Annotated in this window: 30 protein-coding genes and 1 pseudogene; 13 read left to right on the forward strand and 18 right to left on the reverse strand. The window is 69.1% G+C overall.

Annotated features, from left to right (window positions below):
- Nucleotides 1-13: 13 nt before the first annotated feature.
- On the reverse strand, nucleotides 14-493 hold the full coding sequence (locus BM199_RS10485; RefSeq protein WP_245788274.1) for a pyridoxamine 5'-phosphate oxidase family protein: 480 nt from the start codon (nucleotides 491-493) through the stop codon (nucleotides 14-16).
- A 158-nt stretch (nucleotides 494-651) separates the two neighbouring features.
- On the opposite strand from BM199_RS10485, the gene BM199_RS10490 reads away from it, so the two are divergent.
- The 3 genes from BM199_RS10490 (at nucleotide 652) to bcp (ending at nucleotide 2,191) form a co-directional block, all read left to right on the forward strand.
- Entirely contained in the window at nucleotides 652-834 is a 183-nt protein-coding gene (locus BM199_RS10490) for a hypothetical protein (protein ID WP_091672433.1), read from the forward strand.
- A 229-nt stretch (nucleotides 835-1,063) separates the two neighbouring features.
- The gene (locus BM199_RS10495) at nucleotides 1,064-1,603 is read left to right on the forward strand and encodes a hypothetical protein (RefSeq protein WP_245788275.1); all 540 of its coding nucleotides are present in this window, start codon (nucleotides 1,064-1,066) and stop codon (nucleotides 1,601-1,603) included.
- 105 nt (nucleotides 1,604-1,708) lie between these two features.
- Complete coding sequence (gene bcp, locus BM199_RS10500; RefSeq protein ID WP_091672436.1) at nucleotides 1,709-2,191, forward strand: thioredoxin-dependent thiol peroxidase; 483 nt, start codon at nucleotides 1,709-1,711, stop codon at nucleotides 2,189-2,191.
- A 1-nt stretch (nucleotide 2,192) separates the two neighbouring features.
- Here the strand turns inward: bcp and BM199_RS10505 are convergent, their stop codons facing one another.
- Together BM199_RS10505 and BM199_RS10510 are read right to left on the reverse strand one after the other, a co-directional pair.
- Complete coding sequence (locus BM199_RS10505; protein ID WP_091672438.1) at nucleotides 2,193-2,378, reverse strand: DUF397 domain-containing protein; 186 nt, start codon at nucleotides 2,376-2,378, stop codon at nucleotides 2,193-2,195.
- Nucleotides 2,335-3,240: a helix-turn-helix domain-containing protein gene (locus BM199_RS10510; protein WP_091672439.1), complete on the reverse strand. Its 906-nt coding sequence runs from the start codon at nucleotides 3,238-3,240 to the stop codon at nucleotides 2,335-2,337. Before BM199_RS10510 ends, BM199_RS10505 begins: the two co-directional genes overlap by 44 nt.
- A gap of 115 nt (nucleotides 3,241-3,355) precedes the next feature.
- Here BM199_RS10510 and BM199_RS10515 point away from each other — a divergent pair, with 115 nt between their 5' ends.
- Nucleotides 3,356-3,685 carry a hypothetical protein gene (locus tag BM199_RS10515; RefSeq protein ID WP_245788276.1) on the forward strand — a complete coding sequence of 110 codons (330 nt, stop codon included), beginning with the start codon at nucleotides 3,356-3,358 and terminating at the stop codon, nucleotides 3,683-3,685.
- A gap of 62 nt (nucleotides 3,686-3,747) precedes the next feature.
- Here BM199_RS10515 and rdgB read toward each other — a convergent pair whose 3' ends face one another.
- Both rdgB and rph read right to left on the reverse strand, forming a co-directional pair.
- Complete coding sequence (rdgB, locus tag BM199_RS10520) at nucleotides 3,748-4,356, reverse strand: RdgB/HAM1 family non-canonical purine NTP pyrophosphatase (protein WP_091672441.1); 609 nt, start codon at nucleotides 4,354-4,356, stop codon at nucleotides 3,748-3,750.
- Nucleotides 4,353-5,132 (reverse strand): ribonuclease PH, encoded by a 780-nt coding sequence (gene rph, locus BM199_RS10525; protein WP_091672443.1) that lies wholly within the window; start codon nucleotides 5,130-5,132, stop codon nucleotides 4,353-4,355. The genes rdgB and rph overlap by 4 nt, the downstream gene beginning before the upstream one ends.
- A 162-nt stretch (nucleotides 5,133-5,294) precedes the next feature.
- Between rph and BM199_RS10530 the strand changes: the two genes are divergently transcribed.
- Both BM199_RS10530 and BM199_RS10535 read left to right on the forward strand, forming a co-directional pair.
- On the forward strand, nucleotides 5,295-6,131 hold the full coding sequence (locus BM199_RS10530; protein ID WP_245788277.1) for a hypothetical protein: 837 nt from the start codon (nucleotides 5,295-5,297) through the stop codon (nucleotides 6,129-6,131).
- A gap of 85 nt (nucleotides 6,132-6,216) precedes the next feature.
- A pseudogene (locus tag BM199_RS10535) lies at nucleotides 6,217-7,197 on the forward strand (lysylphosphatidylglycerol synthase transmembrane domain-containing protein); the annotation flags it as partial.
- A gap of 45 nt (nucleotides 7,198-7,242) precedes the next feature.
- Here BM199_RS10535 and BM199_RS34495 read toward each other — a convergent pair.
- The 3 genes from BM199_RS34495 to BM199_RS10550 all read right to left on the reverse strand — a co-directional run bounded on the left by BM199_RS34495 (nucleotide 7,243) and on the right by BM199_RS10550 (nucleotide 9,862).
- Nucleotides 7,243-8,010, reverse strand: a complete 768-nt coding sequence (locus BM199_RS34495) for an MBL fold metallo-hydrolase (protein WP_143101814.1) — start codon at nucleotides 8,008-8,010, stop codon at nucleotides 7,243-7,245.
- 83 nt (nucleotides 8,011-8,093) lie between these two features.
- Nucleotides 8,094-8,744 (reverse strand): response regulator, encoded by a 651-nt coding sequence (locus BM199_RS10545; RefSeq protein WP_091672448.1) that lies wholly within the window; start codon nucleotides 8,742-8,744, stop codon nucleotides 8,094-8,096.
- A complete protein-coding gene (locus tag BM199_RS10550) occupies nucleotides 8,741-9,862 on the reverse strand; it encodes a sensor histidine kinase (protein ID WP_091672449.1) in 1,122 nt (373 codons plus the stop codon). The genes BM199_RS10545 and BM199_RS10550 overlap by 4 nt, the downstream gene beginning before the upstream one ends.
- A gap of 142 nt (nucleotides 9,863-10,004) precedes the next feature.
- Between BM199_RS10550 and BM199_RS10555 the strand changes: the two genes are divergently transcribed.
- Together BM199_RS10555 and BM199_RS10560 are read left to right on the forward strand one after the other, a co-directional pair.
- Complete coding sequence (locus BM199_RS10555) at nucleotides 10,005-10,934, forward strand: ABC transporter ATP-binding protein (RefSeq protein WP_091672451.1); 930 nt, start codon at nucleotides 10,005-10,007, stop codon at nucleotides 10,932-10,934.
- The gene (locus BM199_RS10560) at nucleotides 10,931-11,704 is read left to right on the forward strand and encodes an ABC transporter permease (RefSeq protein WP_091672453.1); all 774 of its coding nucleotides are present in this window, start codon (nucleotides 10,931-10,933) and stop codon (nucleotides 11,702-11,704) included. Before BM199_RS10555 ends, BM199_RS10560 begins: the two co-directional genes overlap by 4 nt.
- Before the next feature lie 186 nt (nucleotides 11,705-11,890).
- Here BM199_RS10560 and rnhA read toward each other — a convergent pair whose 3' ends face one another.
- From rnhA to clpS, 9 genes are all read right to left on the reverse strand, one after another.
- Nucleotides 11,891-12,364 (reverse strand): ribonuclease HI, encoded by a 474-nt coding sequence (gene rnhA, locus BM199_RS10565; RefSeq protein WP_177242563.1) that lies wholly within the window; start codon nucleotides 12,362-12,364, stop codon nucleotides 11,891-11,893.
- Nucleotides 12,365-12,373: 9 nt separating this feature from the next.
- Nucleotides 12,374-13,189: a glutamate racemase gene (murI, locus tag BM199_RS10570; RefSeq protein WP_091672454.1), complete on the reverse strand. Its 816-nt coding sequence runs from the start codon at nucleotides 13,187-13,189 to the stop codon at nucleotides 12,374-12,376.
- Nucleotides 13,186-13,836, reverse strand: a complete 651-nt coding sequence (locus tag BM199_RS10575; protein WP_091672708.1) for a rhomboid family intramembrane serine protease — start codon at nucleotides 13,834-13,836, stop codon at nucleotides 13,186-13,188. The genes murI and BM199_RS10575 overlap by 4 nt, the downstream gene beginning before the upstream one ends.
- Before the next feature lie 117 nt (nucleotides 13,837-13,953).
- Nucleotides 13,954-14,904 carry a PLP-dependent cysteine synthase family protein gene (locus BM199_RS10580; RefSeq protein ID WP_091672456.1) on the reverse strand — a complete coding sequence of 317 codons (951 nt, stop codon included), beginning with the start codon at nucleotides 14,902-14,904 and terminating at the stop codon, nucleotides 13,954-13,956.
- A gap of 2 nt (nucleotides 14,905-14,906) precedes the next feature.
- A complete protein-coding gene (locus BM199_RS10585) occupies nucleotides 14,907-15,185 on the reverse strand; it encodes a MoaD/ThiS family protein (protein WP_091672457.1) in 279 nt (92 codons plus the stop codon).
- Nucleotides 15,186-15,262: 77 nt separating this feature from the next.
- Nucleotides 15,263-15,721, reverse strand: coding sequence for a M67 family metallopeptidase (locus BM199_RS10590; RefSeq protein ID WP_091672459.1), 459 nt, complete (start codon nucleotides 15,719-15,721; stop codon nucleotides 15,263-15,265).
- A gap of 46 nt (nucleotides 15,722-15,767) precedes the next feature.
- On the reverse strand, nucleotides 15,768-16,784 hold the full coding sequence (locus BM199_RS10595) for a P1 family peptidase (protein WP_245788278.1): 1,017 nt from the start codon (nucleotides 16,782-16,784) through the stop codon (nucleotides 15,768-15,770).
- A gap of 3 nt (nucleotides 16,785-16,787) precedes the next feature.
- Nucleotides 16,788-17,345 (reverse strand): DUF2017 domain-containing protein, encoded by a 558-nt coding sequence (locus BM199_RS10600; protein ID WP_091672461.1) that lies wholly within the window; start codon nucleotides 17,343-17,345, stop codon nucleotides 16,788-16,790.
- A gap of 34 nt (nucleotides 17,346-17,379) precedes the next feature.
- Entirely contained in the window at nucleotides 17,380-17,664 is a 285-nt protein-coding gene (gene clpS, locus BM199_RS10605) for an ATP-dependent Clp protease adapter ClpS (protein ID WP_091672463.1), read from the reverse strand.
- Between the two features lie 72 nt (nucleotides 17,665-17,736).
- Here clpS and BM199_RS10610 point away from each other — a divergent pair, with 72 nt between their 5' ends.
- Complete coding sequence (locus BM199_RS10610; RefSeq protein ID WP_091672465.1) at nucleotides 17,737-19,050, forward strand: nicotinate phosphoribosyltransferase; 1,314 nt, start codon at nucleotides 17,737-17,739, stop codon at nucleotides 19,048-19,050.
- A gap of 14 nt (nucleotides 19,051-19,064) precedes the next feature.
- Nucleotides 19,065-19,637: an isochorismatase family protein gene (locus BM199_RS10615; protein WP_091672467.1), complete on the forward strand. Its 573-nt coding sequence runs from the start codon at nucleotides 19,065-19,067 to the stop codon at nucleotides 19,635-19,637.
- Between the two features lie 139 nt (nucleotides 19,638-19,776).
- On the opposite strand, the gene BM199_RS10620 is transcribed toward BM199_RS10615, so the two are convergent.
- Nucleotides 19,777-20,442, reverse strand: coding sequence for a hypothetical protein (locus BM199_RS10620; protein ID WP_245788279.1), 666 nt, complete (start codon nucleotides 20,440-20,442; stop codon nucleotides 19,777-19,779).
- Nucleotides 20,443-20,634: 192 nt separating this feature from the next.
- Between BM199_RS10620 and BM199_RS10625 the strand changes: the two genes are divergently transcribed.
- From BM199_RS10625 to BM199_RS10635, 3 genes are all read left to right on the forward strand, one after another.
- Entirely contained in the window at nucleotides 20,635-21,225 is a 591-nt protein-coding gene (locus BM199_RS10625) for a biotin transporter BioY (protein ID WP_091672468.1), read from the forward strand.
- A gap of 56 nt (nucleotides 21,226-21,281) precedes the next feature.
- Complete coding sequence (locus BM199_RS10630) at nucleotides 21,282-23,369, forward strand: ATP-dependent DNA helicase (RefSeq protein WP_091672470.1); 2,088 nt, start codon at nucleotides 21,282-21,284, stop codon at nucleotides 23,367-23,369.
- A gap of 225 nt (nucleotides 23,370-23,594) precedes the next feature.
- Nucleotides 23,595-23,933 carry a hypothetical protein gene (locus BM199_RS10635; protein ID WP_091672472.1) on the forward strand — a complete coding sequence of 113 codons (339 nt, stop codon included), beginning with the start codon at nucleotides 23,595-23,597 and terminating at the stop codon, nucleotides 23,931-23,933.
- The last annotated feature ends 11 nt before the right edge of the window (nucleotides 23,934-23,944 follow it).

Consider the following 23,944-nt stretch of genomic DNA (forward strand, 5'->3'; position numbering starts at 1 on the left):
CCCGGATCCCGGCTCAGCCCTGATCGACCATCTTCCGGAAACTCCAGCTCGCGATCTTGCCCGGCGTGATGCGCAACCACGCGTGCCGCTCGTCGTAGGGCATCTGGTCGGTGTCGAAGTACTTGCGAGCGATCAGCCGCTCCGGCTCGTGCAGTTCGGGGCAGGACTCCCCGACACGAGGCACCTCGCCGACCACCTCGGCCGTCCCGGTGATCTCGACCCCGCGAAGCTCGAAGTAGTCGTGCCCGGAATCCATCAGCACGGCCACCCGAGGGTCGCGAGAGATGTCCACCCAGCGCTGACTGCCGGTGATCGAGTAGATCCAGACCGCCTGGTCGTGCCAGACGAACCAGAGTGCGGTCAGGTGCGGCCCGTGCTCGTTGATCGTCGCCACTCGGCACATGCGCTCCTCGGTGAGGTAGGCGTCGATCTCGTCGGGCGTCATGGCGACCCTGCGGCTCCGACGCTGCGGCCTCAACTGCTGCTCTGTCACGATCCGGCTCGCTTCCTGCGGTACGCGTAGCGGTGCGCACATTTACCTGCGCCAGTGAACGTAAGTTGTACCACGGGTTTTCGCCGTGGAGGACGACGGAATGTGCCCGTCGCCGCGTCCGTCGATATGCTCGGCGGACGACTTCGGAGGTGCCCGCGATGCCGAACCGCAATCCGCTGCGCTGGCTCGTGCAGTGGGCCGACTGGTTCGAGATGCGCGGAGTTTACGTTCCAGGCGAGGACAATCGGGGCGTCGACCCGTGGCGGGACTTCGGCTGGCTCATCGTCGCCTGGGTCGTCGCCCTCGGCACCTTCATCTTGTTCTTCGCCCTCGCCACCTGAACCTGCCACCTGAATGCCGCCTCGGCGACCGCGCCGATCAGTGACACCATGGTGACTGCTGTCACCCCTCGTGCTCTGACGATCACGGATGGGACACGGGCGTACACCAGGTCCGCTTCAACACCACGTTGCTCCTCGCATCGTCGCGCGATGGAGGACAGAGTGGAGCGAGCACGGCGATTACCGCCACCGAATGGACGTAATGACCTACAGCAGATGGAGTAGTCGAGTGGCTCCTGCGCGAATGCGGGGCTTCGCGCTGGCGGGATGCGTGCTGTTCACGCTCACCGCCTGCGGGACATCCACGGGCGCCTCCAGCACCACCACGACCGCGTTGGAGTCGGAGGTGGCGGCCGAGCAGTCGGTCCGGGCCGAGCAGACGATCCCGTTCGGCAGCGACTACCGGTTCGAGTCGGGTATCACCGTCGCGGTGGCCGCGCCGAAAACCTTCCAGCCGAGTGAGACGGCGTACCCCCAGTCACCGAGGGCGGTCGCGTTCGAGATCTCCATCTTCAACGGCAGCGACCGGCCCTACCGCCTTTCCGACCTCGGCGTTACCGCGACCGTCGCGAGCACCCCTGCCAAGCAGGTCATGGACGCCACCCAGGGGTTCAACGGCATCGTCGACGCCGACCGCGACGTCCCCCCGCAGCGCAATGTCCGCCTCACGCTGGCGTTCGCGATCCCGGCCAAGCAGGCCCCCCTCTGCCTGGAACTGCGCCCGAACCGCACCACCGAAGCCACCGCCGTCTACGTAGGCTCCGTCTGACTTTGCGTTCTGTGTACACGTGTGTGCGTTCCATGGACACGTGTTCGACATCCAAGAGCGCTAGTGCACAGGTCGCGTGTCAGTAGCGGTCGCTAGTCTGGCCACATGACCGAGCAGACGCGACTTTCCCCCGGCGACAAGGCTCCCGACTTCACCCTCACCGACAGCACAGGCGCGTCCGTGTCGCTGTCGGACTACCGGGGCAAGTCCGTCGTCGTGTACTTCTACCCGGCCGCGGGCACCCCCGGCTGCACCAAGCAGGCGTGCGACTTCCGGGACAACCTCGGCGAACTGGACGGCGCCGGATACCAGGTGCTGGGCATCTCCCCGGACAAGCCGGAAAAGCTGGCGAAGTTCGTCGAGACCGAGCAGCTGACCTTTCCGCTGCTGTCGGACCCGGACAAGACGGTGCTCAGCGAGTGGGGCGCCTTCGGCGAGAAGAAGAACTACGGCCGCGTGGTGCAGGGCGTCATCCGCTCCACGTTCGTGGTGGACCCCGAGGGCACGATCGCCGAGGCCAGGTACAACGTGAAGGCCACCGGCCACGTGGCGAAGCTCCTCCGTGACCTGGACATCGCGACGGCCTGAGTCAGCTCAGTTCCCGCAGGAACGCGTCCCACGCGGCGGGCGGCACGGACAACGTGCCGCCCGGCCGGTCCTTCGTGTCCCGCACGAGCACACCGGCCGGAGCAAGAGCGATCTCGACACAGTTGCCCTGGCCTGCGGAGTAACTACTCGTGCGCCACACCGTTCTGCCCAGCTCGGGCGGGTTCATCTTGGTCCTCTCGGTCCCCGGACAGCTCTACGGCAACTTTGCCGATCAACTCCCTCGATTGTTCCTCATCGAGCGCGGTTTCGGCCAGCGCCGAGAGGATGCGCTGGTAAGCCGCAACTTCGGCCTGCTCTTCCAGAAAGAGCGTGGACGTCTCACTTTCGAGGTAGACGACCGGCTTGATCGCGGCGAACTCCATGTACGTGAAGGATCCGGCGAGCGCGGCGTGCACGCCAAGCGAAGCTGGTACCACTCGCAACGAGATACGAGGCCGAACCGACATACGCAGCAGGTGATGCAGTTGATCCGACATCACCGCAGCACCGCCAATCGGGAGCCGCAACACGAACTCGTGAAGATAAAAGGCGAAAACGACCGGCACTGGTCGGCTGAATATGGCGGACCTGGCAAGCCGAGCAGCGACTCGCTCCTCGACCTCGTCAGCAGGAACGTTCACGATGCCACCCATCACTGCCCGGGCGTAGTCTCCCGTCTGCAGCGAACCCGGAACCAGCGTCGCGGCGTAGTCCCCAATCGTCACCGCCTTGTCCTCGTGGTCGATGTACGTGCGCAACTGCTTCGGCAGCCGCGAGCCGTACTGCTGCCACCACCCTGGCCGGTTCGCCTCCCGGCACAGCGCCAGCAGCCGGTCGTACTCCCTCCCCCGCACCGAGCAGGCCCCGAGGAACGCGGCCACGTCGGTCTCCCGCACCCCGCGTTTCCCGTTCAGCATCCGGGACACATCGCTCTGCGACCAGCCGAGCCGGTGCGCGATGTCCACTCCGGTCAGCCCGGCCCGCTCCAGCACCCCGCGCAGTCCCTCGCCGAGTTCGCGGCTGCGTACGGTCGTCTCCCTCTCGCCCATGTGTCCACGGTAGACAGACCACGGGCCGCTTCGGTGGAAATGTGCAAGGCGTCCACCGGAAAGGACCATTGATTGCCTGCGGTGGAATCGGTTGTCTATCGTCAGGAGGTTTCTCTTGGCGATAGACATATCACCCGCATTGGCGCACGCTTTCGCCTTGCTGCGCAACGATCTTTACACCTACCTGGACGTGACCGAAGCCCTGGCGACGGACAACGCCGTATGGCGCCCCGAGGACGTCCGGTCCGCGCGCCGGGTGATCGGTGACCTGGTGGAGGTAATCCGATCCGTGGTGGCGCAGCACTGCGAGGACGCGGCGGGTGGCTGCCGGTTCTGCCACAGCATGTACTGGCCGTGCTCCACGATCGAAGCCGTGTACCGCGTCTTGCGCGATCCCGATCGGGAGTTCGTCCGGCTGGTTCAGTCGGAGCCCGGGAGTTGGTAGCGGTTAGTGCAGAAGTTGATCTTGCTTGGTGGTACTTGCAGACGCTCCAACCCCGGGCTGGGTCAGGAGGCTAGCGCGGTCAGGTGCGGGAGGAGGGCACGGAGGGCGCGGCCGCGGTGGGAGGCCGCGTCCTTCTCGGCAGGATCCAGTTCGGCGGAGGTTCGAGACTCCCCATCGGGTACGAAGATCGGGTCGTAGCCGAAACCGTTGGCGCCTCTGCGCTCGCGGATCAGGGTGCCGCGCCACTCGCCGCGCACCACGGTCTCCGCACCACCCGGCACCACCAGCGCCGCGGCGCAGACGAATCCCGCTCCCCTGCGCTCGTCCGGAACATCGGCCAACTGCCCGAGCACCAGGTCCAGATTGGCGTCGTCGTCACCGTGCCGGCCGACCCAGCGCGCGGAGAGCACGCCGGGCATTCCGTTCAGCGCGTCTGCCGCCAGCCCCGAGTCGTCCGCGACGGCGGGCAGTCCCGTGGCCGCTGCGGCATCCCGCGCCTTGGCGAGGGCGTTCTCCTCGAACGTCGCGCCGGTCTCCGGCGCCTCGGGGAACTCCTCGACGTCGGCGAGCCCGACCACGTCGAGCCCCGCCACACCCTCGGCCGCGAGGATCCGGCGCAGTTCGCCGAGTTTCTTCGCGTTACGCGTGGCCAGCAGAACGGTGCCGCTCACTTGCCACCCTTGGACTTCTTGCCCGACTGCGGCTCCGGCAGCTCGCCCGGGTACGGCAACGCCAGCGCCTCGGCCTGCTTGCGCGACAGCTCCGCACACCCGGCCAGTGCCATGTCCAGCATCTTGTCCAGTGTGGACCTGGTGAACGTCGCACCCTCACCAGTGCCCTGCACCTCGATGAGCGTGCCGACGTCGGTCGCCACCACGTTGGTGTCGACCTCGGCGCGGGAGTCCTCCTCGAAAGGCAGGTCCAGCCGCACCCGGCCGTCCACGACGCCCACGCTGATGGCCGAAACGGCGGCCGAAAGCGGCTGCGGGTCGGCGAGCCTGCCCGCCGCGCCGAGCCAGGTGATGGCGTCGGCGAGCGCGACGTAGCCGCCGGTGATCGCGGCCGTGCGGGTGCCGCCGTCCGCCTGGATGACGTCGCAGTCGATGACGATCGTGTTCTCCCCGAGCGCGGCGAGATCGATGCACGCGCGCAGCGAGCGGCCGATCAGCCTGCTGATCTCATGGGTGCGGCCGCCGATCTTCCCCTTGACCGACTCCCGGCTGCTCCGGGTGTTGGTGGCCGAGGGCAGCATCGCGTACTCGGCGGTCACCCAGCCGAGCCCGGACCCCGCACGCCAGCGCGGCACTCCCTCGGTCACGCTCGCCGCACACAGCACCCTGGTGTCACCGAACTCGATGAGCACCGAGCCTGCCGGCCAGCGCTGGAATCCCCGAGTGATCTTGACTTCGCGGAGCTGTTCGTCGGTCCTGCCGTCTTTTCTCACCACGGGTACGCACTCTAGATCCCCGCCGTCACGCACCCACGCCCCGGTTCGTGCGAGCCACTTTCCCGGGAAAGTGACGTACTTGCGCGCGCAGCTACCGCACTTTCCCGGGAAAGTGCGAGTTCCGGCTACGATCCGTGTGATCACTGTCACTGGGGAGCCTCCATGAACCGGATCCGCGCCGCTGTCGCCGCACTGCTGACCACCGCGCTCTGCCTCACGCTGAGCCCCGCCACCGTTCTGGCGCAGCAGCACAGGGGGCCCGCCGAGTGCGCCGCCGCGCTCGACTGCACCGCGGCCGAGATCGACCTGATGTCCATGGACGAACGACTGACCTTCGTCCGCGCCATGTCCAGCGGGCCGGCCGCCGAACTGCTCCCCGGCTACCTCCCGCGCTGGCGCAACATCGAAGGCATCATCACGTTCTTCCGCGACCGCGGAATGGGCGCGCCCGGCACGTGGATCTCCCATGTGGACGCCGGGATCGTCGAGGGCATCGAACGTGGCATCGCCCTCGCCCTCGGCCGGGACGGCGGAACGTTCGGCAACCCCGGCTCCGAACCGTGGGCCGACTACCTCACCGCACTGCGCGACGGCGACCTGCGCGGCCGCTCCGCGCACGACCGCGCGTGGAGCGTGGCCGAGCAGGCCTCCACCGAGCACGGCGTCATGCTCGCCGAAGAAGTGCACGGCGTCTCGGCGACCGGCGTCGAGCAGCGCTTCTACCTCTACTCCGAGTTCTACCGCTGGGTGCTGCGCAACCGGCCCGCGCTGCTCGACCTCGTCACGCCGCCGGTCGGCCCCGGTGAGCAGCCGCAACTCCTCTTCCACAACTGGTTCACCGACGTCAGCAACGCCACGCCCAGCTACCGAGGAGCGGTGCTCGCCTACGACCTCGCCGAGTTCGACGCGCCGGGCGGCACGCTGAGCATGGTCGCGCTACTGCACGCCTACACGCGGGAACTGGCCGACGACCATCTGGCGGACATCGGCGCGAACTGACGCGCGGGCCACACTTTTTCAACACTCGTTGACCAAATCACCACGCGCCTCGCATAATTCATCGTGAGATGAATTGGGGTACGCCATGGCCGCCATACGCACTCGACGCGGGATCATCCAGCTGGTCGGCACCCTCGCCCTGCTCGCCCTCGTCGTGCTGACCCTGCGCGAACGGCTTCCCGCGCCTGCCGACGTCGGCCGCGCACTCGCCTCGGCGGATCACCGCTGGCTGCTCGCCGCGGGCATCGCCGAGTTCGTCTCCATGGCGATGTTCGCCCGCCAGCAGCGCAGACTGCTGACCGCGTTCGGCGTCACCATGCCGAGACATCGGGCGCTCGCGCTGTCCTACAGCCGTTCGGCCATCGCCATCAGCCTGCCCGCGGGTTCCGTGGTGTCGGCGGCCTACGCCTTCCGCGAGTTCAGAGCGGGCGGCGCGGACCGCGCGGCCGCCACCGCCGTGATGGTGCTGTCCGGCGTGCTGTCGCTGTTCGGCCTCGCACTGCTGTACGCCACCGGCGCACTGACGACCGCGCTGGTCCACCTGTCCGCCGCCTGGAACACCCATCCCGCGCCGACCCTCGCCGCGGCTGTGGTGCTGGTGGGCCTCACCGCCACCGCACTCCATCGACTGACCGCCGTCCGCCGACGCAACCGCGACGTCCCAGCCGAGGCCGCGTCCGTCCGGCCACCCAGGATGTGGCCGTGGCTGGCGGCGCTGGTCCGGCCCGCGGTCGAGGCTGTCACCAGCTCTCGCGGCGTCGCTCCCCGGCACTGGCTGCTCGCACTGGCCGCGGCGACCGGCAACTGGCTCACCGACCTGGCCTGCCTGTTCGCGGCGACCAGGGCGTTCGGGATCGAGATCGGCCTGCTCGAACTGGCCACCGTCTACCTGACGGTGCAGATCGTGCGGCAGATCCCACTGACCCCGGGTGGAATCGGCGTGATCGAGATCAGCCTGCTCGCCGGACTGGCCGCGGCAGGGGCGGCCGAGTCACCCGCCGCGGCGGCGGTGCTGACCTACCGCCTGCTGTCGTGCTGGCTGATCATCCCGGCGGGCCTGCTCGCCTGGCTGGTCCTGCGGCGGGCCGGCCGGAGCGGCCGATCACCAGGCTCAGATCTCGTAGACCGCGCCCTGCCGGACGAGTTCGGCCCCGGAGAACACCGCCCTGGCCTCGGCGAGCACGGCGCCGTGATCGGTCCAGGGGGCCACGTGGGTGAGCAGCAGCCTGCCCGCGCCGGTCCGGACGGCGAGCTCCCCCGCCTGCTTGCCCGACAGGTGCACGCCGGGCGGACGGTCGGGTGAATCGGTCCAGGAGGCCTCGGACAGCAGCACGTCCACGCCGTCCGCCAGCTCGTCCAGCGCCGCACACGGGCCGGAATCACCCGTATAGGCGATCGTCGCGGTCGGGGAGCTGATGCGCAGGCCCCACGCCTCGGTCGGGTGGTCCATCGGGAACGACGTGACCTCGAAGGGCCCGATCGGAACGGTGCCGACTTTCAGTGTGTGAAAGTCGTAGACGTCGGAGAGGTCGGTCTCCAGCCGCTCGCTCTCGTGCGGTGCGTACGCGTTGGCCAGGCGAGTCGGCGTCTCGGCCGGGCCGTAGAGCGGCAGCCTGCGCGGACGGACGGCATACGGCGGATCCGGGTGGTAGCGGCGCATGACGGTCAGTGCGCTGACATCCGCGCAGTGGTCGGGATGCAGGTGCGACAGGACGAGAGCGTCCAGGTCGAACGGACTGCGCAGGCCCTGCAACTGGGCCAGTGTGCCGTTTCCGAGTTCGAGCCCGAGAACGAAGCCGTCGGCTTCGATCACGTAGCCCGACGCCGCCGTGTTCGGGCCGGGGAAGCTGCCCGCGCAGCCGAGAATGGTCAGTCGCACGCCCGACACCCTATGCAACAAAGTCGCGATTTACCCCATGACGGGAGCCAGACCACGTTGCCGCTTGAGCGAGTCCCATGCGCTCAGCGGAGCAGCCCGTGCTGCAGGCCCCGCAGCACCGCCCTGGTGCGGTCCCGGACACCGAGCTTCATCAACAGACTGGAGACATGGTTCTTGACCGTGCCTTCGGCCAGGTGCAACGCGGTGGCGATCTCCCGGTTGGCGTATCCGCCTGCCAGCAAACGCAGAATCTCCCGCTCCCTTTCGGTCAGCGGCTGCGGCGGCGGCAGGTCGTCGTACCGCTCCTGCCCCGGTAGCTGCCGAGCCGCCCGGACCAGCCGCTCGGTGACCGCGGGCTGCACCAACGTCCCACCGTCAGCCAGTGTCCGGATCGCGCCGAGGAGCTGGTCAAGGGTGACGTCCTTCAGCAGGTACCCGTGTGCCCCCGCGCGCAGGGCCCGCAGGACGAGTTCGTCGTCGTCGAAGGTGGTCAGCACCAGGGTGGGCACATTGATGGCGCGCTCCCGCATGGCCTTCAGCGTGGAGATGCCATCGCGGCCAGGCATGCGCAGGTCCAGCAGCACGACATCGGGCTGCGTACTGGCGAGGATGTCCAGCGCCTCGTCCCCGTCACTCGCCTCGGCCGCCACGGTCACCTCGGTCGAGAGGTCGAGCAGGCTGCGGATGCCCTGGCGCACCAGGGTCTGATCGTCGACGACGCACACGCGGATCATCGGGCGGGCACCTGAGCGCTGACCCGGAATCCTGACCGGGTGTCGAAGGAGACGGCGCCGCCGAGCTGTTCGACACGCTCGCGCACGCCGGTCAGTCCGTTGCCGAGACGAAGCAGTGACGCACCACGTCCGTCGTCCTGCGCGGTGAGCGTGACACGTCCGGCCTCCGCCTGTTCCACGTGGATCGAAAGGTTCTCGGCACCCGAGTGACGGATCGCGTTCGTGACGATCTCCTGCACGCAGCGGATCAGCGCGGCGACACAGTCCTCGTCCGGCTGCACGGTGTCGTCCACGGTGAGCCGCACCCGAGGGCGCGGCAGGTCCGCCACGATATCGGCCAGCGCCTGACGCAACTGCGGCGGCCGGGTGCGGATTTCGCCCACGGCGGTGCGCACGTCGCCCAGCAGATCCCTAGCCAGGCCGCGGGCACGCTCGACGTGTTCACTGGCGGGTGGAGTGCTGCGATGTGCCGCCACCTCCAGTTCGAGCACCAGCGCGGTGAGCTGGTGGCCGACCAGGTCGTGCAACTCCCTGGAGATGTGCAGGCGCTCATTGACGCGGCTCGACTCGGCCAGCAGGGCCGTCGCCGCACGCAATTCGGTGTTCACCACCGCCAGGTGGGTACGCGCGGCTGCCTCCCGCAGCTGACTCAGCACCGCCCACACCGAGCACGCCTGCAGTGTCGCGTAGATGAGCGCGCTCAGCGCGATCTCCGCGAATCCGCCGCCCGCGAGCACCACGGTGCCGCCCACCAGTGCGCTGTGCGCCACGATCACCACGAGGACACCGCGCAGGGAAATGATGTGCGTCACGAGCGCCGTGGTGAAGACCAGCAGGATCGCCGTCCATCCCGCGCGGGGCGCCAGCAGCACAACCGCCGAACCGAACCCAATCAACGCGGCGACCAGCATCCGCGAGTTCAACCACAGGGTGCCGGTCTGCACGCAGGTGAGGGCGATCAGCACCAGGTATCCGAGGTAGCACGCCCACCACAGCCACCCTGGCCCCGTGGTGAGGACCTCGCCCTGAAGTGCGCTCAGCAACACCGGTACCCCGACAAGCAGGCAGACCAGCATGAAGCACGCCAGGCCCCAGCGCTCGAGCCGAGAGTCGGTCATAAGAGCAGGTTACGGACCCGGAAGCCGCATGCCCCGTGCCAGAAGTCACGGGGTCAGGTCATGACGTCCGGCACCCGACACGCGGCCGCCCGTTTTCTAGCGTGGTTTCCACCCAGCCAGGGGGGCACATCAGGGAGGAACCATGGCCGTGATCGAGATCGAGGGTCTGCGAAAGAGCTACGGTGGCTCTGCCGCCGTCGACGGGCTCAGTTTCACCGTCGAGGAGGGCGAGATCTTCGGGATCGTCGGGCCCAACGGTGCGGGCAAGACGACGACTGTGGAGTGCATCGAAGGCATCAGAGTGCCGAATGCCGGCCGCGTCAGCGTGCTCGGGCTGGACCCACATCGCGATCGCGCCCGGCTGCGACGACTCGTTGGGGTTCAACTGCAGCACGGCGCCCTACCGGGGCAGCTACGGGTTGGTGAGGCGCTGGCGCTCTACCGGTCGTTCTACCGCGACAGCGCCGATCCGGAGCGGCTGTTGGCCGACCTGGGCCTCGCGGACAAGCGCAGAACGGCGTTCGACGACCTCTCCGGTGGCCAGGCTCAGCGGTTGTCCATCGCGCTCGCGCTGATCGGCAAACCGCGCATCGCGGTGCTGGACGAGCTGACCACCGGCCTCGACCCCCAGGCGCGCAGAGATACCTGGCAGCTGATCGAGGAGATTCGCGATACCGGCGTGACGGTGCTGCTGGTCACCCATTTCATGGAGGAGGCGCAGCGACTCTGCGACCGCATCGCGATCATCGACCACGGCAGGCTCGTCGCACTGGACACGCCGGACGGCCTCATCGCACGAGCAGGACTGCCACGGCGAGTCCGATTCCGAGCGGCAGGCGGGTTCGACGATTCCCTGCTGGCCAGCCTCCCCGAGGTGACCACGGTCGCGACCGAACGGGGCGAGACGGAAGTGACCGGGACGGGAGATCTGCTGCAGGCCGTCAGTTCCGCACTGGTGCACCACGGGATCGCCGCCACCGAGACGCGCCTCGAAACCACCTCACTCGACGACGCATTTCTTGCCCTCACCGGCCGCGGCCTCAGCGCCACCGAACAGGAGACGACACGATGACCGGCAACATCCGCGCCCATCGTCCCGGCCCGGCCGCATGGGCGATGCTGACCTGGACCGAGGCCAAACTCGTCTGGCGGGACACCTCAGGGGTGATCATTCCGCTGGGGTTGCCGATGCTCATCATGGTGATGAACGGGCTGGGCTCGGACGGAAGCGCAATCCCCGAGTTCGGCGGTCTCTCGGCGTTCGAGGCCTATGTGGTCCCGCTGACGATCGCCATGGTCGTGGCGCTCGTCGGGGTGGTGAACATGCCGTCGTTCCTGGCCACGTATCGCCACACCGGTGTACTGCGCCGCCTGTCCGTCACACCGGCGCACCCCACGCTGGTGCTGCTGGCTCAGGTGGTGGTCAGCCTGGTGCAGTCGGTGATCGGGGTGCTGCTCGCACTGGGCCTCGCGGTGGCGTTGTTCGACGCGTCGCTCCCCCGCGGCCTGCTGGCCGCCATCGGAGTCTTCCTGCTGGTGGCCGCGGCGATGTACGCGCTCGGCACGCTCGTCGCCGCGATCTCACCGACGACCAACTCCTCCATCGCCATCGGCCTCGTGGTGTTCTTCGCGATGCTCGCCGCCGGTGGCGGATTCGGGCCGAGGGAGAACCTGCCCACCTGGCTCGCCACGATCGGCGAGTATCTGCCGTTCGGCGCGGGACTCGACGCGCTCACCGCCACCTGGATGGGCGCTGCCCCGGAACTGCAGCACATCGCGGTACTGGTCGGCACCACCGTGCTGGCCGCTGGTGCCGCGGTGAAGCTGTTCCGTTGGACGTGAACCGCAAGGAGATCACCGGGACGGCTGGATCACAACCTTCCCGGTGATCTCCTCAAAAGTCGGGTTGTTCACGTCGACCTGCAGCCATGCACGCGCCTCACCAGCAGTGAGTCGTCGCGACCCGCCCCTGCTGCGGCCCGAAATGTATGCCGCAACGGGGCCCCTTCCGGGGCGGGCCCCGCCAACTCACTTGTGAACAACCTTCCCGGTGATCTCCTCGAGGCCCCTGACAGCCAGCCGGTCCGCACGCTCGTTCTCCGGGTGCCCGGCGTGGCCCTTGACCCACAGCCACTCCACCTGATGGCGCGCGGCGGCGGCCTCGAGGCGCTGCCACAGGTCCGCGTTCTTCACCGGGGTCCTGGCCGAGGTCTGCCAACCGTTCTTCTTCCAGGTGGCGACCCATTTGGTGATGCCGTTGCGCACGTACGTGCTGTCGGTGTACAGCCGGACGATCACGGGCCGCTTCAGACTCTCCAGCGCCTGGATGGGCGCGTTCAGCTCCATCCGGTTGTTGGTCGTCTCGCCCGCTTCCCCGCCGTAGATCTCCTTCTCGTGATCGCCATACCGCAACACCGCACCCCAGCCGCCCGGCCCGGGATTGGGACTGCACGCGCCATCGGTGAAGATCTGCACGATCCGCCCCGGTTCCTGTTCTGCCACGGGAGCACCTTAGAGCCTCGATGCCGGGCCGGTGACCCGCAGTGCTCCCGGCGCGAACCCCATGAAACGGTGCGCGAGCCGGGTGAACGGTTCGGGGGACCCAGTCGCCACGAACTCGTGCCGGGGGGCGGGGCCGGGTTCGGCGAGCAGGTCGAGCTCGGTGAGCACCCGGACGAGATCCTTCGCCGTCTCCTCCGCGCTGGACACCAGCGTCACGTCCTGGCCCATGACGATCTGCAGCACGCCGGTGAGCAGCGGATAGTGCGTGCAGCCGAGCACCAGCGTGTCCACCTCGGCGCGCAGCAGTGGTTCCAGGTACCCCTGAGCCAGCCCCAGCACCTGCCTGCCCGAGGTGATGCCGCGCTCCACGAAGTCCACGAACCGCGGGCACGCCACGCTGCTCAGTCGCACATCGGGGGCGGCGGCGACGGCATCGTCGTAGGCGCGGGACCGGACCGTGCCCTCGGTCCCGATGAGGCCGATGCGGCCCGAGCGCGTGGCCGACACCGCCCTGCGCGCCGCGGGCAGGACCACCTCGACAACCGGCACGTCGTAGCGCTCGCGCGCATCGCGCAGACAGGCGGCCGAGGCGGTGTTGCACGCGATGACCAGTGCCTTGACCCCGTCGTCGACCAGCTCGTCCAGCGCGGCGAGCGCGAGCTCCCGCGCTCTGGCGATGGGGAGTGGCCCGTAGGGGTTGTGGGCGGTGTCGCCGACGTAACGCAGTCGCTCGGCGGGGAGCTGGTCGACGATCGCGCGAGCGACCGTCAGGCCTCCGACGCCGGAGTCGAACACGCCGATCGGAGCGTCCGAAGCTGGGGTCACATGCCGAGGTTATCCGGATGCGCCGCGCCACCCGGGGGCGACGCCTTCCTGCGCCTGCCCGCCCGGCTGACGATCCACGCGGCGAGGATGCCCGCCAGCGCGCCGAAGAGGTGCCCCTGCCAGGAGATGTTCGGGTTGCTGGGCAGTACGCCCCAGAGCATGCCGCCCCAGATGAACAACAGCATTCCGGCCAGCAGCAACTGACTGCCGCTGCGGTTGAAGATGCCGCGCACCAGCAGGAACGCGAGCCAGCCGAACGCGAGCCCGGACGCGCCGACGGTGAAGGTGCCCGACTCGGCCACGAGCCACACGCCCGCTCCGCCGAGGATCCAGATCGTGGCCGTGACGACGATCCACTGCCCGAGACCGCCCGCCATGGTGAGGAAGGCGAACACCAGTACGGGAATGGTGTTGCTCAACAGGTGGCCCCAGCTACCGTGCAGCACGGGGGCCCAGAGAATCCCGTCCAGCCCGTCCAGGGACCGCGGTGCGATACCACCGGTGTCGAGTTCTGCCGGGAGAACGGTGTCGACCAGCTCCACCAGGTAGAGCAGCACGGTGAAGGCCACCGCGACCGCACCCGCCGACTTGGGATCGGCGGGGAGGATGCGCTTCGCCGACGCGGGATGGGCAGGCTGTCCAGACATCATGCTCACGTCCTCCAGGCTACGGCCGTACCCACCGCCCGTGCCTCAGGCATTTCCCCTGAGATCCTGAGCCCCTGAGATCTCGCGCGCCTTCCCGCCGGTCCGGTCCGGAGTCCGTCAGGCCCAGAGCTGGCCATCGAGCCGTTCGGCGGCCTCGTCGAGGGAGCCGCTGTAGGCGCCGGTGGACAGGTACTTCCAGCCCGCGTCGGCGACGACGAACGCGACGTCGGCCTGCTCTCCCCTGGCCGCGGCCTTCTCCGCGACGGCCAGCGCCGCGTGCAGCACCGCCCCGGTGGAGATGCCCGCGAAGATGCCCTCGTTCTCCAGCAGCTCCCTGGTCCGGCGCAGCGCGTCGTAGGCGCCCACCGAGTAGCGGCCGTTGAGCACGTCGGGGTCGTACAGCTCCGGCACGAACCCCTCGTCGAGGTTGCGCAGCCCGTAGACCAGCTCCCCGTACCGCGGCTCGGCCGCGATGATCTGCACGTCCGGCTTCTGCTCGTGCAGGTAACGGCCCACACCGACCAGGGTTCCGGTGGTCCCGAGCCCGCCGACGAAATGCGTCACCGTCGGCAGGTCCTTCAGCAGCTCGGGACCGGTGCCGGAGTAGTGCGCGTCGGCGTTGGCCGGGTTGCCGTACTGGTAGAGCATCACCCAGTCCGGGTTCGCCTCGGCCAGTTCCTTGGCGCGACGCACGGCCTCGTTCGAGCCACCCGCCGCGGGCGAGTAGACGATCCGCGCGCCGTAGGCCTGCAGCAACTGCTTGCGCTCGGCCGACGTGTTCTCCGGCATCACGCACACCAGCCCATAGCCCTTGAGCTTCGCGGCCATCGCCAGGGAGATACCGGTGTTGCCGGACGTCGGCTCCAGGATCGTCGACCCCTTGCTGAGCCTGCCCTCGGCCTCCGCTGCCTCGATCATCGCCAGCGCGGGCCGGTCCTTGATCGAGCCGGTCGGGTTGCGATCCTCGAGCTTCGCCCACAGGCGCACGTCCGCCGAAGGGGACAGCCGGGGCAGCCCCACCAGCGGGGTGCCGCCCAGCGTGTCGAGCAGCGACTCGTAGCGGGCCACGGTTAGCGTGCGCCGCCCGCGACCGCAGGCAGGATGGTCAGCGAGTCGCCGTCCTTGACCTCGGCGTCGAGCCCGCCGGCGAAGCGGACGTCCTCGTCGTTGACGTAGATGTTGACGAAGCGGTGCAGCTTCTCGTCCTTCACCAGGCGGTCCTTGAGCCCACCGTGCTTGGCCTCGATGTCGTCGATCACCTCGAGGACGGTCTTGCCCGCGGCCTCGACGGACTTCTCGCCGCCGGTGTGCGTGCGCAGGATGGTGGGGATTGAAACGGTGACGGCCATGGATAACCTCCGCTGGTTCGGGCCTGGTTCTGCTCAGGGCTGACGTTCGGGCGCACGAGAGTATTCCCGGACGTGACTCACCGATCAGGTGCGTCGTCGTTGCCGGTGTTGGCGAACATGTACGACTCGACGACCTCGACTGGCTCCTCGGTCACCTCGCCATCCACGATTCGGTAGGAGCGGAACTCATGCTCCTCGGGGTCGCGCGTGGAGACCAGCACGTAGTGCGCGAACGGCTCGGAGGCGTAGGAGATGTCGGTGCGCGAAGGGTAGGCCTCGGTCGCGGTGTGCGAGTGGTAGATCACCACGGGGACCTCGTCGTTCGCGTCCATCCCCCGGTAGAGCCGGAGCAGGTCGCCGGAGTCGAACTCGTAGAACGTCGGCGAGCGTGCCGCGTTCAGCATCGGGATGAACCGCTCCGGCCGGTCACTGCCGTCAGGACCGGCGATCACCCCGCACGCCTCGTCGGGGTGGTCCCGGCGGGCGTGGGCGACGATCTCGTCGACAAGGTCACGGCGGATGCGAAGCACGCCCATATCCTACTTGGTGGAAAACCGCGGTCCACAGGGTGAGAACCACCACTCACGAGCGGCGGGCGAAGGCCTCCGGCCACAGGTCACGGTAGGCCGGGATGCCCGCAGCGGCCGTGGCGGTGAGCAGACCCCGCACCATCGAGCGCGCGAACACCCGCGCGGCGGCCGAGCACAGCGCGTCCAGCGCGCCTGCCCTGGACATCTCGCCGATCGGCCCGCTCGCCTCCGGCAACTCCCGCGCCCCCGTAGCCAGCGCGAACACGGTGTCGCCATCGAACATGGTGTGCGCGGGGCGCACCGAGCGGGCAAGGCCGTCCTGCGCGGCGACCGCGAGCCGCCTGCACTCCGCCTTGGACAGCGCGGCATCGACAGCGACGACGCCGATCGTGGTGTTCAGGTCGGTAGCCAGGGTTTTCGGCCGCTCGGCGGGCCGGTTCGGCCACCGCACCCCGAACTCGCCGTCCATCTCGTGATCCGCCGCGAACGGCAGACCGGTGTCGTACGGGACTGCTTCACCGGAGGCGTTGACGACGGCCAGCGCTCCGACGGTGAACCCGTCGACGACCTCGCTCGCGGTCCCGATCCCGCCCTTGAGCGAGCCGACCTGCGCGCCGGCGCCCGCGCCGACGCTGCCTTCCGGCACAGGGCCGCTCCCGGCGGCGGCGCAGGCCGCGTACCCGAAGCTCTGATCGGGCCGGTTGCCCCAGTCGCTGCGCGGGAGGTCGAACAACACGGCTGCGGGCACGATCGGCACCACCTCGTGCGGCTTGACACCAACCCGGAAACCAAGGTCCCGCTCGGCGAGCCAGCGCATGACCCCGTCCGCGGCGGCGAGGCCGTACGCGCTGCCCCCGGAAAGGCAGACGGCGTTGACCCGCTGTACCAGGTTCTCCGGCTCCAGCAGGTTCGTCTCGCGCGTTCCGGGGGCGCCCCCGCGCTGGTCAACGGCGCCGGTCGCCGATTCGGGCACCAGGACCACGGTGGTGCCCGTCGCCCAGCCGTCCCCGACCCGCTCGTGCCCGCCGACGAGCACACCCGGTACGTCGGTGATCGCGTTGTCCGCCACGGCCTACTCCGCCAGCGCCTGCACCAGCGTCTCCTGCACCCACGTGAGCCAGTGGTAGACGCCAAGATGCGGGGCGCGCGGGTCGTCCTCGGGTAGCTCGTCCGGCATGTCCTCGGTGACGTCGAGCGCGGTGCCCAGCGCGAGCCGCACGTCGTTGATCGCCGACAGCCAGGCATCGGCCTGCTCGAGCGTGAGCTTCACGTCGCCGCCGTCGGGCGGAAGCGACCCCAGCACCACCGCGGCGACACCGACCTTGGCTTCGAGCACCTCCGGCTCGTGCAGCGAGCGCAGCGCCGCCGCCGAGTCGAGGTCCTCCTTGCTGGGGTTGTCCGGGTCCAGCTTGTGGAAGTCCGGCAGCAGCCGCGACAGGACCGGGTCGTTGGGCGACTCCGACGGCCCGGTGCGGATACCGGTCAGCTCGGCCAACTCGTCCTGCGGCGCCTCGTCGGAACGGGCGCGCAGCATGTCATCGAGCTGACTCACCAGCCCACGGATCACCGCGGCTTCCTGCTGCTCGAACCCGGCGACCACCTTGGCACCCTTGCGGCGCCACCCCTTCATATCGCTGCCTCCGCTGAGACAAGTACGTCGGCGGTCACGGTTGCTCCATAGTGGCCCAGAGCCCCGCCGCATGCAGCTTCGCCACATCGCCCTCCACTTTTTCCTTGCTGCCGGAGGACACCGTGGCCTTGCCCTTGTGGTGCACGTCGAGCATCAGCTTCGTGGCGTGATCGCGGCTGTACCCGAAGAGCTTCTGAAACACGTACGTCACGTACGACATCAGGTTCACCGGATCGTTCCAGACGATGGTCTGCCACGGTCTGTCCTCGGCACTCTGTTCAGCGCCGATCGTTTGTCCGGCCTCGACAGGCGTGGTCATGTCCCCATGGTGTCACGGCCCATGTCCAGCGTGGGCGAGTAGGTGTGCTGTGTGAGTGAATAGGGTGGCGGTATGGCATCCGAAACTGGTGCGGGACCGAGCACGGCACTGCTCACCGATCACTACGAGCTGACCATGCTGGGCAGCGCCCTGGCCGACGGCACGGGCGACCGGCGGTGTGTCTTCGAGGTCTTCGCGCGACGGCTGCCTGACGGGCGGCGTTACGGCGTGGTGGCCGGCACCGCGCGGGTGCTGGAGGCGATCGCGGACTTCCGGTTCGCCGAGGCCGAGCTCGCCCAGCTGCGGTCCACCGCGGTGGTGGACGACGCGACCCTCTCGTGGCTGGCGGACTACACCTTTTCCGGTGACATCGAGGGATACCCGGAAGGGGAGCTGTACTTTCCCGGCTCGCCGATCCTCACCGTTCGGGGGACGTTCGCCGAGGCAGTCATCCTGGAGACGCTGGTGCTGTCGATCCTCAACCACGACAGCGCCATCGCCTCGGCGGCGGCGCGCATGAGCGGAGCGGCCAACGGCAGGCCGATCATCGAGATGGGCGGGCGGCGCACTCACGAGTACGCCGCGGTCGCCGCCGCACGGGCGGCGTACCTGGCCGGGTTCGCGACGACCTCGAACCTGGAGGCGGGGCGGCGGTACGGAATCAGCACGCGCGGCACCGTCGCGCACGCGTTCATGCTCCTGCACGACGACGAGGAGCAGGCGTTTCGCGCACAGATCGCCAAAATGGGCACGGACACCACGCTGTTGGTGGACACCTACGACATCAGTGCGGGCATCGACACCGCGGTGCGCGTCGCTGGGACGGAGCTCGGCGCGATCCGAATCGACTCGGGCGACGTCGGCCCGCTGGCGCGCAGGGCCCGCGAGCAGCTCGACCGGCTCGGCGCGAAGGACACCAGAATCGTCGTCTCCGGCGATCTCGACGAACACGCGATCGCCGCACTGCGCGCCGAACCCGTGGACGCGTACGGGGTGGGCACGTCGGTGGTCACCGGCTCCGGCGCGCCGACAGCCGGCATGGTCTACAAACTCGTCGACGTCGAGGGGCGCCCGGTGGAGAAGCGCAGCACCCACAAGGAGTCGCGGGGCGGCCACAAATCGGCGTTCCGGCGGCACCGGGAGACCGGTACCGCGGTGGAGGAGGTCATCTGCCCCGCCTCCCGCGTCCCGGAGCTGGGCGAGCACGACCGCGCGTTGCAGATTCCGCTGGTGCGGGGTGGACAGGTGACCGGTGAACTGCCCACCCTGGAGGACAGCAGGCGATTGCTGCGCCGGGGACTGGTCAGCCTCCCGTGGGAGGGGCTCAAGCTCTCCCACGGCGAACCGGCCATCCCGACCGTGTTCGCCTCCGGCGAGAAGGCCTGATCCAGGAGGTTGTCATGGGCAACGCACTGATCGTGGTGGACGTGCAGAACGATTTCTGTGAGGGCGGCGCGCTGGCCGTGACCGGCGGGGCGGCGGCGGCCACCGCCATTTCCGGGTACGTGGCGGGCAGCGACCACGAATACGTGGTGGCCACCCGCGACTACCACATCGACCCTGGCGCGCACTTCAGCGACAACCCGGACTTCGTGCGGTCCTGGCCGAGGCACTGCGTGGCGGGGACGGCGGGCGCGTCCTTCCATCCGGAACTCGACGTCGGCCCCGTGTCCACAGTGTTCTCCAAGGGCCAGTACAGCGACGGCTACTCCGGGTTCGAGGGCAGCACGGCATCCGGCGAGCAGCTCGCGGACTGGCTGCGCGAGCGGGGAGTCGACCGGGTGGACATCGTCGGCATCGCCACCGACCACTGCGTCCGGGCAACCGCACTGGACGCTGCGCGTGCGGGGTTCGACGTCCGCGTCCTGCTGGACCTCACAGCGGGCGTCTCCCGCGCCACGGTGGACCCCGCCCTCGACGAACTCCGAGCCGCAGGCGTAACGCTCGAAGGCTCACCCGCCGTCGCGGGCTAGGAGTGTCTGCAAGTACCCCCAAGTAAGATCAACATCGTCGCTAACCGCTACCAAGCTGAGCTCAGCTTGGTAGCGGTTGAGGACAGAAATGATCTTGCTTGGTGGTACTTGCAGACGCACCAAGAGCCGGGGACGGCGGTCAGGCGCCGTAGGGGTCGCAGCTCGCGCTGCCGACGACGATGTCGCCGCTGGCTGGGCCACCTTCGGGGAACAGGGTGATGCGCAGTGCGTTCGTCGTGAGGCTGCCGTCGGCCGGTGTCGGCACCTCCAGTTCGTTGAGCACCAGGCGAGCCATGGGCGGGTCGCCCTGCCCCCGGCCAGGAATCATGATCGTGTGGTTGGACCGGATCTCCCTCGGCACGGAGAACCCGGAGACTCCGCTCAGTTCGACATAGCCACTGCTGCCGTTGCTCGTGGTGTTGCAGCGGGCGGAGAACGTCCGCACCCGCAGCGTCGGCCCGCCGAACTGGCGCAGCACCGTCGTCTCGAACCGCTGTCCTGACGCCTTCGCCGACGCCGTGCCCCCGGAGTCGCGCGCGCACTCCGTACTTCCCCTGCCGAACTTGGTCGTGTTACCCGCGAACCCGCCCGTTGTGCTGTTGGTCTGCCTGCCGTCCACATCGCACGGGGCGATCGGCGCGGCCTGCGCGGACTGACCCGAGACGACGATGTCGGCGCTGCCCACCGACGCGGAGGCCACGGCGACGGGCTCAGCTGCCTGGGCGGGCGCCGCTGTGGCGAGCACCCCACCCGCCAGCACGACCGCGAGCGCACTCCTGTTGATCTTCGACCTGATGTTTGACATCGACTCTCCTCGCCCGCTGTTCCAAACTGCCCCTTCGACATCGGCGGCTGCGGCGCCCGGCCTGACCGGCAACGGCACCTGCCACTCGGTCGTGTGGATTCGGCGGCGTGAGAAACCCGACTCGGGCAGGGTGCGAAACGCGATCACGCGCTACTTTGCGACCAGTCTGCGTGTGTCTACCAGGAGGTTTTCGTGTCTTCGCTGTCCGTCGCCAGCCGCAAACCGGTACTGGCAGATCTCGTTCCCGGTTCACTCGTCCGTGATCTCACGCTGGTCGTGAGCGGTGCCGCCTTCACCGGTCTCGCCGCGCAGGTCGTGTTCCCCGTCCCGGGCAGCCCGGTGCCGATGACCGGCCAGACCTTCGCCGCCCTGCTGGTCGGGACCGCGCTCGGCTGGCAGCGCGGTGGCGCGGCCATGCTGCTCTACCTGCTCGCGGGCGCGGCCGGTGTCCCCTGGTTCAACAACGGCAGCTCCGGGCTGTTCGGCGCGAGCGCCGGGTACATCATCGGGTTCGTCTTCGCCGCCGCACTCGTGGGCGCACTCGCCGCGCGGGGCGCGGACCGCACCCCGATGCGAACCGCGGGCACGATGGTCCTCGGCAACCTGGCCATCTACGCGGTCGGCCTGCCGTGGCTGATGGCGTCGGCGGGCCTGGATCTGGCCGGCGGGCTGGAAAAGGGCCTCGTGCCCTTCCTGCTCGGTGACGCCATGAAGATCGCGCTCGCCGCAGGTCTGCTCCCGGCCGCATGGGCGCTGGTCCGCCGGGTCCGCAAGGAATCCTGACCGACGCGGACGGCCAGGCCCGTTCCTGACGGTGGCGCGCGGTAACGTCTCTCCCCGTGCCCGAACTACCCAGAACCCGCCTTCCCGGTGTCGGGGAGCTGCTGACGCACGCGGTCGAGGCCGTCGGCGGCACCGAGCGGACGGGCCAGGTCAAGATGGCGGAGGCCGTCGGCAGGGCGATCCGCACCGGGGAGCACCTGGCCGTCCAAGCGGGTACCGGTACCGGGAAGTCGCTGGCCTACCTCGTACCCGCGATCCGGCACGCGGTGGAACGGGAGGCCACGGTCGTGGTCTCCACTGCGACGATCGCCCTGCAGCGCCAACTCGTCGACCGGGACCTGCCCCGGCTCGCCAAGGCGCTGAAGAAGCCGCTGGGACGCGAACCCACGTTCGCGATCCTCAAGGGCAGACGGAACTACCTGTGCCTGCACCGGCTCGACAGCGGCGCGCCGGAGGAGCCGGACGACGCCGCCCTGTTCGACCCGTTCGCGGTTTCGCGCATGGGCAAGGAGGTCAAGCGTCTGCACGAGTGGTCCTCCGACACCGAGACCGGTGACCGCGACGAGTTGGTGCCCGGGGTGTCGGACCAGGCATGGCGCCAGGTCTCGGTCACCGCCAAGGAGTGTCTCGGCGCCGCCCGCTGCCCGATCGGCACCGACTGTTTCGCCGAGCAGGCCAGGGCCGAGGCCGGTCGCGCCGACGTCGTCGTCACCAACCACGCGCTGCTGGCTATCGACGCGTTGCAGGGCTACCAGGTCCTGCCGGAGCACGACCTGGTGATCATCGACGAGGCGCACGAACTGGTGGACCGGGTGACGTCCGTCGCCACCGCCGAGCTCACCAGCGCGATGATCACGGCCGCCACCCGGCGCTGCGGCAAGCTGATCGACGCCGACATCGCCGACCGGCTGATGGAGGCCGGTGACGGGCTCGCGCTGGTGCTGGACGACCTCAGCCCCGGCCGGATGGACGCCCTGCCCCAGCCGCTGCAGGGGGTCCTCCCCGCGGTGCGGGACGCGGCGCACGGCTGCCTGAGCATGCTGGGCGCGGAACGCAAGGAGGAACTCGAGGAAGCCACGGCCCGAAAGCTGGCCCGCACCCTGCTCGAGGAGGTGCACGACACCGCGGTCCGCCTGCTGGAGGCGTTCGAGCCGGACCAGGCGCACCAGCGCGATGTCGTCTGGCTCAGCGGTGACCAGTACTCGGCGAACCCCCGCCCGCCGGCGCTGCGCGTGGCGCCGCTGGCCGTGGCCGGGCTGCTGCGTGAACGCGTGTTCGGGCTGAACACCACGGTGCTCACCTCGGCGACGCTCACACTCGGCGGCACCTTCGACACGCTCGCCAGGCAGTGGGGCCTGCCGCCGCTGGCTTCCTTCGGAAAATCCGAGACCGAATCGGCGGGCGCCGCGGAACAGAAGTCGTCCGGAACCGCGACGGAGAAGCCGGCCCCGTCCGACGAGGACAACCTGCGCTGGACGGGGATCGACGTCGGTTCCCCGTTCGACCACAAGCGCAACGGAATCCTCTACGTGGCGCGGCATCTGCCACCCCCAGGACGCGACGGCCTCGGTGCTGCGACCCTCGACGAGATCGCCGAGTTGATCGAGGCGGCGGGGGGACGAGCACTGGGATTGTTCTCCTCCATGCGCGCCGCGAAACAGGCCACAGAGGAACTGCGGGACCGGGTGGAACACCCGATCCTGTGCCAGGGCGATGATTCCACTTCCCTGCTGGTCCGCAAGTTCTCCGAAGACGTGCGCACCTGTTTGTTCGGCACGCTGTCGCTGTGGCAGGGGGTGGACGTGCCGGGGCCGTCGCTGCAGCTGGTACTCGTGGACCGGTTGCCCTTCCCCCGGCCGGACGACCCGGTCTCCTCGGCACGCCAGCGTGCGGTGGAAGCCAGGGGCGGCAACGGGTTCTTGACGGTGTCGGCCACACATGCCGCGCTGTTGCTCGCGCAGGGCACCGGCAGGCTGCACCGCTCCATCGAGGACAAGGGCGTGGTCGCGGTGCTGGACTCACGTCTGGCTACCGCGAGGTACGGCGGCTTCCTGCGGGCCTCACTGCCCCCGTTCTGGCCCACGTCCGATCCACAGGTCGCCAGGGACGCGTTGCGCAGACTCGACGCCGCGGCCCCAGCCTGAACCTTTTTGACAGACCGGACTACCGTGGACAAAACGCAAGGAGAGTGATGTCGAGCCCGCGAACGTCCTCCTGCCGCTGCCGCCGGCGACCGTGGCGCGCGTCCGGCGGGCACGCACTGAGATCCACCGCACGAGCGTGACGTCACCTTCCCCTGCACGACCGCGCATCCCATCGACGCGACAGCGGATGCGCGATTCTCGATCCGAAACCTGAGGGAGAACCTGTTGTCCCAGGACCCAGCCAACGCACACTCCAGGGCCGTCCGCGTCGACGACACCGGAGTCCGCCGCCAGTTGGCCGACGGGAGCGAAGAGTCCGTCACCTGGTCGGACCTGTCGGCGGTGGTGATCAGAGTGATCCCTGAGGGCCCGTGGAAAGAGGACGTGTTCTTCATGCTGGCCGGCTCGGACGGCGCGGGCACGGCGATTCCCAGCGGCGATCCCGCCGCCGACGCCCTGCTGGAGCGACTTCAGGGGCTGCCGGGCTTCGACCACGAGAAGTTCGTCGAGGCGATGACCACCGACGCGGACGAAGCCTACGTCGTCTGGACCGCCGCCTCCTGAGGCGAGTTCCC

Origin of the sequence: Amycolatopsis marina (assembly GCF_900111885.1) — a bacterium.
Taxonomy (GTDB): Bacteria; Actinomycetota; Actinomycetes; order Mycobacteriales; family Pseudonocardiaceae; genus Amycolatopsis; species Amycolatopsis marina.